Source organism: Saccharomonospora saliphila YIM 90502 (genome assembly GCF_000383795.1).
GTDB lineage: Bacteria > Actinomycetota > Actinomycetes > Mycobacteriales > Pseudonocardiaceae > Saccharomonospora > Saccharomonospora saliphila.
In genome coordinates this window covers 59,362-70,379 of record NZ_KB912728.1, presented here as the reverse complement: position 1 = coordinate 70,379, position 11,018 = coordinate 59,362, and the positions used below count along the sequence as shown (strand labels likewise).

The 11,018-nt window shown below is 71.6% G+C and carries 10 protein-coding genes; 2 read left to right on the top strand and 8 right to left on the bottom strand.

Going from position 1 to position 11,018, the window contains the following annotated elements:
* Positions 1-439 (bottom strand): MarR family transcriptional regulator (locus SACSA_RS24890; protein ID WP_232213030.1); only part of this gene is annotated, 439 nt, incomplete at its 3' end.
* A gap of 141 nt (positions 440-580) precedes the next feature.
* On the opposite strand from SACSA_RS24890, the gene SACSA_RS0119295 reads away from it, so the two are divergent.
* Positions 581-1,678 (top strand): ABC transporter ATP-binding protein, encoded by a 1,098-nt coding sequence (locus tag SACSA_RS0119295; protein ID WP_019819390.1) that lies wholly within the window; start codon positions 581-583, stop codon positions 1,676-1,678.
* 410 nt (positions 1,679-2,088) lie between these two features.
* Positions 2,089-2,835, top strand: coding sequence for an esterase/lipase family protein (locus SACSA_RS0119290; RefSeq protein ID WP_019819388.1), 747 nt, complete (start codon positions 2,089-2,091; stop codon positions 2,833-2,835).
* A gap of 88 nt (positions 2,836-2,923) precedes the next feature.
* Here the strand turns inward: SACSA_RS0119290 and SACSA_RS0119285 are convergent, their stop codons facing one another.
* The 7 genes from SACSA_RS0119285 to SACSA_RS0119250 form a co-directional block, all read right to left on the bottom strand.
* Entirely contained in the window at positions 2,924-3,433 is a 510-nt protein-coding gene (locus SACSA_RS0119285; protein WP_019819387.1) for a hypothetical protein, read from the bottom strand.
* 115 nt (positions 3,434-3,548) lie between these two features.
* A complete protein-coding gene (locus tag SACSA_RS26955) occupies positions 3,549-3,971 on the bottom strand; it encodes a hypothetical protein (RefSeq protein WP_019819386.1) in 423 nt (140 codons plus the stop codon).
* Positions 3,972-4,488: 517 nt separating this feature from the next.
* Positions 4,489-4,950 (bottom strand): NUDIX domain-containing protein, encoded by a 462-nt coding sequence (locus SACSA_RS0119275; RefSeq protein WP_028662052.1) that lies wholly within the window; start codon positions 4,948-4,950, stop codon positions 4,489-4,491.
* Positions 4,951-5,186: 236 nt separating this feature from the next.
* Complete coding sequence (gene nrfD, locus SACSA_RS0119270; protein WP_028662051.1) at positions 5,187-6,221, bottom strand: NrfD/PsrC family molybdoenzyme membrane anchor subunit; 1,035 nt, start codon at positions 6,219-6,221, stop codon at positions 5,187-5,189.
* Between the two features lie 76 nt (positions 6,222-6,297).
* Entirely contained in the window at positions 6,298-7,248 is a 951-nt protein-coding gene (locus SACSA_RS0119265) for a 4Fe-4S dicluster domain-containing protein (protein ID WP_019819383.1), read from the bottom strand.
* A 1-nt stretch (position 7,249) separates the two neighbouring features.
* Entirely contained in the window at positions 7,250-10,507 is a 3,258-nt protein-coding gene (gene fdh / locus SACSA_RS0119260) for a formate dehydrogenase (RefSeq protein ID WP_232213016.1), read from the bottom strand.
* Between the two features lie 84 nt (positions 10,508-10,591).
* Positions 10,592-10,876 carry a hypothetical protein gene (locus tag SACSA_RS0119250; protein ID WP_019819380.1) on the bottom strand — a complete coding sequence of 95 codons (285 nt, stop codon included), beginning with the start codon at positions 10,874-10,876 and terminating at the stop codon, positions 10,592-10,594.
* Positions 10,877-11,018 lie beyond the last annotated feature (142 nt).

The window sequence follows — 11,018 nt, the reverse complement described above, 5'->3', positions numbered from 1 at the left end:
GACCTGATTTCGGCCAAGGACCCGACCGTGGTGCGGACCGGGGACACCTGGCACGTCTTCCACACGATGTTCGAGGCCGGAACGGGCTGGACCCTGGACGGATCGCCCGGTCGCGCACCCGGCCGGTGAGATCGACCAGGCACCCGGCGACGTGGTCGGCCTCGACCTGGAGGCCGATCCCGGCCGGGCCGGACGCGTTGAGCACCAGCAAGTGTGCCGGACGCCCCGGGCCGACCGCACGGCTGGTACCCAGCTCACGGAGGAGACCGCCCTCGACGAGTTCGCCGGTGAGCTGGGTGACGGTCGTCTTGGTCAGGCCGCACCGGCGGGCCAGCTCCGCCCGCGACACGGGCCCGTGCCGGGCCACCAGCCCGGCCACGAGCGCGAGGTTGTGCCCGTGCTGCTGCACGCCCCGCGCGGGTCGTCGCGGTTCCACCATGGCCACCCTCCGCGTTCGCGGCGCTCTTTTGTCAGTCCAGTGGACTATCGAACTCTAGCCGCCGCCATCACCCGTTCGATAGACAGTGCGCACCGCGAGCCACGACGGAACGGCTCGCCCGCGACGAGAGGACACCCCGTCATGGCCGACGTCTCCTTCCGCGAAGCCTCCCGCGTCTTCCCGGGCAATCCCCCCGTCCGGGCCGTGGACACGCTCTCCCTCGACATCACCGACGGCGAGTTCCTCGTCCTCGTCGGCCCGTCCGGCTCGGGCAAGTCCACCGCGCTGCGGATGCTGGCCGGGCTCGAGGACGTCGACGAGGGCATGATCTCCATCGGCGGCCGGGACGTCACCGAGGTGTCACCGAAGAACCGCGACATCGCGATGGTCTTCCAGTCCTACGCGCTGTACCCGCACATGACGGTCGCGGAGAACATGGGCTTCGCCCTGAAGATCCAGCGCGTCGGCAAGGCCGAGATCGCCGAGCGGGTCACCGAGGCCGCCCGCCTGCTCGACCTGACCGATTACCTCGACCGCAAGCCCAAGGCCCTCTCGGGCGGACAACGGCAGCGGGTCGCCATGGGCCGGGCCATCGTGCGGGAACCCGCGGTGTTCCTGATGGACGAGCCGCTGTCCAACCTGGACGCCAAGCTCCGCGTGGAGACCCGGGCGAACATCACGGCATTGCAGCAGCGGCTGGGTACCACCACCGTCTACGTCACCCACGACCAGGTGGAGGCGCTGACGATGGGTCACCGGGTCGCGGTGCTCAAGGACGGCCTGCTCCAGCAGTGCGACACGCCCCGCGCCCTCTACGACACGCCGGTCAACGTCTTCGTCGCCGGGTTCATCGGCTCCCCCGCCATGAATCTGACGACGGTGCCGCTGTCCGACGACGGCGCCAAGCTCGACGGACTCACCGTGCCGATCGCCCGGGACGTGCTCTCCGGCCCGGCGGCGTCCCTGCGCGAGGTCACCGTGGGAGTCCGGCCCGAAGGGCTGCGACCCGCCGTGGACGGCGAGCCCGCGCTGGAGCTGAAGGTCGAGCTGGTGGAGGTGCTCGGCTCGGATGCCTACGTCTACGGCCAGGCCGACGTGGGCGGGCGCGGCGAGCGGTTCATCGTGCGTACCGAGGCGCACACCACCCCGGCCTTCGGCGAGACCATCCGGGTCGCCCTGCGCAACCCGGATGCGGCCCACCTCTTCGATCCCGACAGCGGAGCCCGGCTGGCCTCCTGAGCCGCCACGGGGCTGGGAGGCGCGCGGCGGCGCCCCTCCCAGCCCCGCGAGTTGCCCCTTCCGGTCCCGCGAGTTGCCCCTTGTAGCCGGCGAGTTGCCCCGTGGCAGCCCGCGAGTTGCCCCTGCCGGCCCGGTGAGTCGCCCCTTGCGGTCGGGCGAGGCAGGGGTTCAGAGGTGTGTCGGTGGGCTCGCGCGTCCGGGTGCCCAGCACACGGACAGGGCCCACGCCACCGCCGCCAATCGGCGCGATCCGACCGGACGAGCGAAGCCGCGAGGTTCGGCACTGAACCCAGCCGACATCCCCAGGCCTGCGCACCGTCGGCAGCCTCCGCGCCCCGGGCGGTTCCGGATCCGGCACGGCGCCGGTCCCGCCACGCGGTTGAGCGTCCACGGCCGGGGTATGAGTCCGGGTGTGGGCACCGAGGGAACAGCTCGTCCTCACCACGGCACGGATGCTTCCGCGCCTGGTGCGGCACTCGGTGTGGCGTGCCCGGGATCCGGAACAGGGTCGTGGGCTGGCGGTGTTGCTCGTGCCCGGGTTCGGAGTCGGTGACTGGAGCCTGCTGCCGATCCGGACGTGGCTGACCGCGCGCGGATACCGCCCGGAAACCTCACGCACGGGGCTGAACCTCGGGTGCACCACCGCGCTGGCCGGACAGCTCGAACGCAGGCTGGGTGAGATCGCCGACCGCACCGGCCACCGGGTCGTGATTCTCGGCCAGAGCCGGGGTGGGTGGCTCGGGAGGCTCGCCGCGACCCGCAGGCCGGATCTGGTGCGGGGTCTGGTCATGCTCGCCTCCCCCGTACTCGATCCACTGGGGGCGAAACCGGCCAGCGTGCGGGCGGCGCGCTCACTCACCCGTCTGGCGGCACTGGGCGTGCCGGGCGTCCTCGACGACGACTGCTTCGACGGCGACTGTTACCGCACCAACCGTGCACTGCTCACCGAACGGCTCCCGGCCGGGGTCGACGGGGTGTCGGTGTACTCGCGGCGCGACGGAGTCGTCCCGTGGTGGTTGTGCCGGGACCCGTGGGCCGAGGGCATCGAAGTGACCAGCTCGCACACCGCCATGGGCCTCGACCCGGACTGCTACGCCGCGCTCGAACCGAGGCTGGCCGCGTGGGCGAAGGACCCGGGAGGGGCACCCGCACGGTGACGACCCACGGCGTGTCCGATGTGGACCCGGCGGCCGTGTAGGGGAGTCCGCCGGATCGGTGTGGGCGCCGTCCACGCGGAGTGGGAGGTCAGAGCGGCCCCACGTCGTGTGTGCGGACGGGCCGCAGCCGTGCGTGGACCTGTCCGGGTCCGGGCCCCCAGCGGTCCGCGAGCGCGTCGGCGACCGCGCCGGTGACGGCCGCGTAGACGGCCTTGTGCGCCAGGTCGACGGCGAGTTCGTCGCGCGGCCAGGTCCACGGCGGTGCCCCCACGCCCGTGGCGTTCTCCAGGGTCTGGTCGTTGGTCAGGCGCACGGCGAAGAACAGCAGCGAGGCCCACGGACCCCGTAGTCCGGCTCCGGCCATCACCCCGCGTACCGCGCCCAGCAGCACCGCCTGCCCGACGTGCATACCGAGGTTGACCGCCCGGGAGCGGCCCGCCGCCTGCGGCGAGGCGGTCAACCGCTGAAGGGTGCGGGCCGGGACGTAGGAGTCCGGTCGTCCGGTGAGGCGCTGTTCGACCTTCTCGGCCGCCGTCATCGCGGCCACGCCCACCGCACCCGAGGCCAGTCCCACCGCTGCCGAGCGCATCCACCGCATCTGGGGTCGCGGCACCTCAGCCACCGCCCTTCCCGTCGTCGCTAGCTCCTCCGCCCACATCCCGCCGATCCCGTGTCGGCGCCGGAGCGGTCGCCGACGCCGAGTCAGTGGGATCTCATGCCGCCGTCGCGGCCACGTGCTGGTCTCCGTCCCCGGTATGCGCGGAACCATCGCCCGGCGGTGTGACCGTCGGTGTCCGCGGTGGCCCCCGGACGGCACCGAGGGAGGCATAGCAGGAAGGACACAGCAGACGGTGCTCACGCACCGCGACCAGCGTCAGCTCGTCCCGGACACGGCAGTCGGCGCAGCTGACGTCGATGGGCCGCACGAGACTGACGAGGTCGGCGTCGGGGCGCACCGGATACGAGGTGAGCACGTCCACCACCACACCGTCGGCGAACACGATGCGGTGACAGGGCTCGTGCTCCACCCGCACGGGGTCGCCGGGTACCGCTACGGCGTGGACGGCATCGGGCCGGTCCGGACCGGTGGGGGTCGAGTCCACTCCCCCGGACGGGACCTGCTGCACCACGGTCATGGTGGCAGACGTACCCCTGTCAGGTGGCCCGAAACAGCCGACCCCCATATCCGCGAGTTGCCCCCTCCAACCCGCGAGTCGCCCCTTCCGGTACGCGAGTCGCCCCTTCCGGTACGCGAGTCGCCCCTTCCGGTACGCGAGTTGCCCCTCCGGGCGCGCGAGGTGGCCTTCCACACCAGCGAGGTGGCTCTGCACAGGCGTATGCCAACCCGCATTGCGAGATAGCGGTACTGCTCTCGTGACCGCCTGATACAGGTGCCTCGTGCGTACGGTCGTGTGTGACGGCGCGTACCCGGACACGATTCGCCGCGCACGGGGTACTTCCCGCGCGTGGCGATCCCGTACGTGTGAGCCTCACGCGGCATCTCCGGCCTCATCTGCGCTGGCTGCGACGATCCGGACACTCCGCCATGCCGCCCACGCTGGCCGGTCGTACGCCGCGCACGTGGCCAGCTCGCAAGCGGCCACGGGCAACTCGCGCGGCTGGAAGGGGCAACTCGCGCGGCCGAACGGGCGGTCAGTGCAGTTGCTCGGCCAAACGGTCGAGGAACGTTCGCTGGGCGGTGACGAGCTTGTCGCGGGCGGCAGCGAGGTCGAACCACGCGACCCGGTCGAGCTCCGGGAAGGTCCGGACCGTGCCCGAGCCGCGCGGCCACTCCAGCTCGAAGGTGCCCGGCACCACGGCGTCGAGATCGACTTCCCCGCGCACCGCCCAGGCCACCACGGTCTTACCGCCGGACTGACGAACCTGGCCAAGTGACAACAGCTCGCCTTCTGGGGGAGCCACACCCAGCTCCTCGGTGAACTCTCGTCGCGCGGCGTCCTCCGGCCGTTCGTCGGCTCCGTACTCGCCCTTGGGAACCGTCCACGCTCCGGCCTCGCGGCGCGCCCAGAAGGGGCCGCCCATGTGGCCGAGCAGGACCTGCGGACCGTCGGCTGTCCGTCGGTACACGAGGAGCCCCGCGCTGTGTGCCACCACCGTGCCATTGTCCCGCGCCGGGAGCACCGCGGCCGACACAGGGGGCGGTACGCGCACCCGGTGGGCTGTTCCCGGACCTGACTGGGTGCCATGCACCCGTGCACCGCCGCACTATGAAGCGCTCGCGGGTCACCGACGGCACCTCGCCGGAGAGGGCAACTCACGGGCGGGAAAGGGCAACTCGCGGGCAGGGAGGGGCAACTCGCGGGCGGGAAGGGCAACTCGCGGGTGGGCGGTCATGTGGAGGGTGTCTCGTGGGCGGCTCGGTCGCGGAGGCGTTGGCGTTGGGGGACGACCGTGTACTTCGGATCAGCCGCCGAGACCCGGCCCGCCTCGAACACGCCCCACTTGGTCAGCGCCGAGCCCGCCAGCAGGGCCGCTCCGGACAGCACCCCGGCCACCCTGCTGCGCCTGCCCGCGTACGCACCCGCGGTGCCGAGCGCCGAGAGCACCTCACCGGCCCGGAAGAGCGCACCGGACCGTCCCGACTCGTAGGGCTCGGCCACCATGCCGAGGCGGCGTTCCATGAGCCGCGAGGCGGCGAACTCCAGCCCGGTGCCGAAAAGGGCGAACCCGCGTGCCGGGGCGGCGTCCCCGTCCGGGTCGGCGAGCAGCCCCAGCCCTCCCGCCGCGACGGCCCCCGACCCCACGAACACGTACGGCAGCTCCCGGTGCGCGTCGTGCCACGCCGGCACCGCGGTGTCACTCACCAGTGCCGCGGTATAGGCGGCGATTCCGGGACCGGTGAGCGCCGCACCCGCCGTGGCCGCCGCTCCCGCCCGGGGCAGCAACCCGGTGACCGCCGAGGCCGCCGAGGCGCCCGCCAGCGGACCGTAGACCGACAGCAGCCACGAACCCATGTTCATCGGCGAGGTCGGCTTGAACACCCGCAGCATGTTGAGGAACCGGGCGGGCCTGCCCAGATCGTGCACCAGGGCGACGACGGACCCGCTGATCGCGCCGAGCGCGCCCACCTTCGTCGCCGTGGCCAGCCGTGGTCGCCCGGTGATCTGGGAACCGGCGGCGAGCAACGACGAGCCACCCGCCAGGCCGCCGAGGAAGAGGTAGGCCGGAACGTCGGGAGTCTTCCACACGGGGCCGTTGAGCACCGGCTTGCCGTAGTAGGAGGTGAACTCGGTGTCGGGCACCACCGGTTGCTCTCCCCTGCCCTTGCGCCGCCTGCCGTCGCCGCGCGCGCCGACACCACGCTCGGCGGTGGTCCCGCCGGTGACGGCCTCACGGCCGGGACGCGAGTCGGGGTCTGTGGTCATGGTCGCCGTCTCCTCGTCACCATCGTCCGGGCGATCACCGTCCGCCGGGCGATCGCCGTTCTCCGCGTGGGCTGCCTCACCGTCGTCGCGCGCCGAGGAACGCGGCGGCCGCCCCCGCGGCCAGGGTGGCCGCCGCGGAGGCGACATGGCGCCACATTCTCGGCAGGTCCCGGGTCGTCACCACCGGGTCGGGCGGAAGGCCGTACACCTCCGGCTCGTCCAGCAACAGAAAGAACGCGCCGTCGCCACCGACCCCGTCGTCGGGGTCCGCACCGTAGAGCCGCGCGTCACCCACACCTGCCTCGTGCAGCTGCTCGACCCGCCGCTGGGCCCGCTCACGCAGTTCGTCCAATGGTCCGAACTGGATCGAGTCGGTCGGACACGCCTTGGCGCACGCCGGTTCGAGCCCGTCACCGAGCCGGTCGTAACACAGCGTGCACTTCCACGCGCGGCCGTCGTCCTTGCGCTGGTCGATCACCCCGTAGGGGCAGGCCGGAATGCAGTAGCCGCAGCCGTTGCAGATGTCCTCCTGCACCACCACCGTGCCGAATTCGGTACGGAACAGCGAGCCGGTCGGGCACACGTCCAGACACGCCGCGTGGGTGCAGTGCTTGCACACGTCCGAGGCCATCAGCCAGCGGAACTCCCCGTGGCCGTCCGCGGCCGGGGCCGTGGGTGTCATGCCCGCCTCGGTGGGCGCGGTGGCCGAGCCGTGCTCGGCCATGGCCAGCACGTCGGTGTCGTGGTGCAGGTCCACCTCCTGGGCGGCCAGTGGCTTCCGCTGCTCGATGAACGCCACGTGGCGCCAGGTGTTGGCGCCGAGCCCGACGGTGTTGTCGTAGGACATTCCGGTCAGATCGAGCCCGTCGTCGGGGACGGCGTTCCACTCCTTGCAGGCCACCTCGCAGGCCTTGCAGCCGATGCACACGGTGGTGTCGGTGAAGAAGCCCACGCGGGGCGGGTGGTCGCGGTGGCCGCTCTCAGCGGCGGGGTCGACGCCGGGCTCGGTCCCGCTGGTCGTGGTCATCTCATACCTCGGTGCCGGTCTCGTCGGTGATGCCCGCTCGACGCTGGTAGTCGCGCACCAGCTCGATCCGGGCGGGGCCTCGGGGGCGGCGTCCGGGTCTGATGTCGCAGGCCAGGGCCTTCACCTCCTGGATGTGCACGTTCGGGTCGAGCGCCATCCCGGCGAGCTCGTTGGCCGCGTCGCCGGTGCTCACCCCGTTGGGGCCCCAGTGGTAGGGCAGGCCCACCTGGTGCAGCGTCCGGCCCTGGACGATCAGCGGGCTCATCCTGTCGGTCACCAGTACCCGTGCCTCGATCGCGGCGCGAGCGCTCACGATGGTGGCCCAGCCCAGGTGCTCCAGCCCGCGCTCCCGGGCCAGTTCCGGGGAGACCTCGCAGAACATCTCCGGTTGCAGCTCCGACAGGTAGGGCTGCCACCGCGACATCCCGCCCGCCGTGTGGTGCTCGGTGAGCCGGTAGGTCGTGGTCACATACGGGAACACCGCCGAACCCGGCTGCGTACCGCTGGGCTGATAGCGGGCGTAGGCGTGGCGCAGCACCTGCCGCACGGGGTTGCGCTGCTGGGTGTAGAGCGGGTTGTCGAACGGCGACTCCTGCGGCTCGTAGTGCGTGGGCAGCGGCCCGTCGGTCAGGCCCGCGGGCGCGAACAGCCACGCCTTGCCATCGGCCTGCATGATGAACGCGTCCCCGCCACCGATCGCGTCCGGTCCGCGGGCGTCCGGGTCGGGGACGTGGTCCGGTGGCCGGGTGCGCTTGAAGTCGGCGTTGTCGTAGCCGGTCCAGCTGCCCTGCTCGGCGTCCCACCACACGTAGGCCTTGCGCCGGCTCCAGGGGTTGCCGTCGGGGTCGGCCGAGGCGCGGTTGTAGAGGATGCGGCGGTTCAACGGCCACGCCCAGGCCCACTCGGCGGCCACCCAGTCCTGTTCGGAGGCCGGTTTCCGGCGCGCGGCCTGGTTGACGCCGTCGGCGTAGACGCCGCAGTAGATCCAGCAGCCGCACGCCGTGGAGCCGTCGGAGCGGAGCTGCTCGTAGGTCGACAGTGGGGTGGCGTCCGCGTCGTAGCCGCCGATCTCGGCGAGCACCGCCTCGGCCTCCGGCTCGGCCAGCTCTCCCTTGGTGGGATAGTCCCAGGTCAGATCGAGCACGGGCCGGTCGCGATCGCGCTCGGACCCGGCCAGCTTCTCCCGGATGATGCGGCCGAGGTGATAGGCGAACCACAGGTCGCTGCGGGAGTCACCCCGCGGTTCCACGGCCTGGAAATGCCACTGCAACAGGCGCTGGGTGTTGGTGAAGCTGCCGTCCTTCTCGGTGTGCGAGGCCGCGGGCAGGAAGAACACCTCGGTACCGATGTCGGTGGTGTTCAGCTCACCCGAGGCGATCTCGGGTCCGTCCTTCCAGAACGTGGCGCTCTCGATCAGCGAGAAGTCCCGCACGACCAGCCAGTCCAGGTTGGCCATGCCCATGCGCTGTGCCTTGGCGTCGGCCGAGCCGACCGCCGGGTTCTCGCCCAGCAGGAGATAGCCGCGGCAGACGCCCTCCATCTGCTTCAGGACCGTCTCGTAGGTGCTGTGCCCCTCGGTCAGCCGGGGCAGGTAGTCGAAGCAGAAGTCGTTGTCCGGACGCGCGGCACCACCCCACCACGCCTTGAGCAGGCTGACCACGTAGGAGCGCATGTTGCCCCAGTAGCCCTTGTGCGCCGCCTCGGCCCGCACGAAGTTGTCCAGATTGTCGTTGTCGTGCGCGTGCGGCATGGGGATGTAGCCGGGCAGGAGGTTGAACAGCGTCGGGATGTCGGTCGAGCCCTGGATCGAGGCGTGCCCCCGCAACGCGAGGATGCCGCCGCCGGGACGGCCGATGTTGCCCAGGAGCAGTTGCAGGATCGCCGCCGTGCGGATGTACTGCACACCCACGGTGTGCTGGGTCCAGCCGACCGCGTAGGCGAACGCACTGGTGCGCTCGCGCCCGGAGTTGGCGGTGAGCAGCTCGCACACCCGCAGGAACTTCTCCCGGGGCACGCCGCACACCTCCTCGACCGTCTCGGGCGTGTAGCGGGCGAAGTGCCGCTTGAGGATCTGGAACACACAGCGCGGGTGCGTCAGGGTCGGGTCGGTCTCCGGCTCGGCGCCGATCTCCGGCCCGCCCGCGCCGTGCGCCTCGCCGCGCGCCTCCTCCTGGAGCTCGACGCCCTCGTCGCGCGTGCGTTCGTCCCAATGCTGGTCACGCTGGCCGGACGCGGCCTGCACCCGCGCCCCCTGGTACTGCCAGGTGGAGACGTCGTAGACGCGCCCCTCTGCGTCGAAGCCGGAGAACAGGCCGTCGAGGTCCTCGGTGTCGGCGAAGCTCTCGCTCACGATCGAGGCGGCGTTGGTGTAGGCCAGGACGTAGTCCCGGAAGTACCGCTCGTGGGTGAGCACGTAGTTGACGATCCCGCCGAGGAAGGCGATGTCACTGCCAGCGCGCAGCGGCACGTGGACGTCGGACACCGCGCTGGTGCGGGTGAACCGCGGGTCGACGTGGATCACCGTGGCGCCCCGGGCCTTGGCCTCCATCACCCACTGGAACCCGACCGGGTGGCACTCGGCCATGTTCGAGCCCTGGATGACGATGCAGTCGGAGTTGGCCAGGTCCTGCTGGAACGTCGTGGCGCCGCCGCGACCGAAGGAGGTCCCCAAACTGGGAACCGTCGACGAGTGTCAAATACGGGCCTGGTTCTCGATCTGCACCGCGCCCAGAGCGGTGTAGAGCTTCTTCAGCAGGTAGTTCTCCTCGTTGTCGAGGGTCGCGCCGCCGAGACTCGCGAAGCCCAGCGTGCGGTTGGTGCGCACGCCGTCCACCTCGGACTGCCAGCCCTCGTCACGGGCGCTGAGCACCCGGTCGGCGATCATGTCCATCGCCGTGTCCAGGTCCAGTGACTCCCACTCGGTGGCGTACGGCCTGCGATAGAGCACCTGATGGGTGCGCGCGTCACCGGTGGTCAGTTGCAGGCTCGCCGATCCCTTCGGGCACAGCCTGCCCCGGCTGATCGGCGAGTCGGGGTCACCCTCGATCTGCACCACGCGTTCGTCACGGACGTAGACGTTCTGCCCGCAGCCCACGGCGCAGTAGGGGCAGATGGACTTCACGACCTTGTCCGCCGTGCCGGTGCGCGGCCGGAGGTTCTCGCTCGTCCGGCTCTTGGCGGCGGAACCCCGGCCGGTGCGGTCGCCGTCGGTGAACTGCCGGTACACCGGCCAGCCCTCGATCCACTCCCGTAGACCCATCGGCGTTCCTCCGCATCCGTCGGTGGACCGCGCCGGGCCGCGCGGCCGACGACACCTGCTCCAGTACCCGATCAAAACACGCGTTCAGCCGTTCCGCATCTGGGCGTCGGCACGGACCCGGCCTTCCAGCCACCGGCGCACGACCGCACGGGCCTCCGGGTGCACCACCGGCGGGTTGGTCAGATCCTGGCTCGCGCGGATCAGCTCGCGCGCCTGCCGCTCCTCCGGAGTGGGCGCGTCGCCGCCGTCGGCGGGAAGTCCGGTCGCGATCAGGTACACCAGTCCGGGCGCGATGCCGAGGCGACGCCCCACCTCACGGTGGTCGAGGCCCTGGCCGAGCAGAGCGCGCACCTGCTGTCGGGTCGGCACGTCTCGGTCCTTTCCTCACCCGGATGGCCGGCCTCGGCTCAGCCGTTGTCCGTGGGCGAGCATGTGGTGACGGTGTGGGCACCGGCGTGCCCGCCGTCGGCCGCAGGGCCACCACGGCGGAGCTGGCCCTGCTGCTCAGGAA

What these genes read in the sequence shown, in the direction of transcription:
- SACSA_RS0119295 (WP_019819390.1), top strand. Translation starts at nt 581, where the DNA reads ATGGCCGACGTCTCCTTCCGCGAAGCCTCCCGCGTCTTCCCGGGCAAT.
- SACSA_RS0119285 (WP_019819387.1), bottom strand. Translation starts at nt 3,433, where the DNA reads ATGCGGTGGATGCGCTCGGCAGCGGTGGGACTGGCCTCGGGTGCGGTG.
- SACSA_RS26955 (WP_019819386.1), bottom strand. Translation starts at nt 3,971, where the DNA reads ATGACCGTGGTGCAGCAGGTCCCGTCCGGGGGAGTGGACTCGACCCCC.
- nrfD (WP_028662051.1), bottom strand. Translation starts at nt 6,221, where the DNA reads ATGACCACAGACCCCGACTCGCGTCCCGGCCGTGAGGCCGTCACCGGC.
- SACSA_RS0119265 (WP_019819383.1), bottom strand. Translation starts at nt 7,248, where the DNA reads ATGACCACGACCAGCGGGACCGAGCCCGGCGTCGACCCCGCCGCTGAG.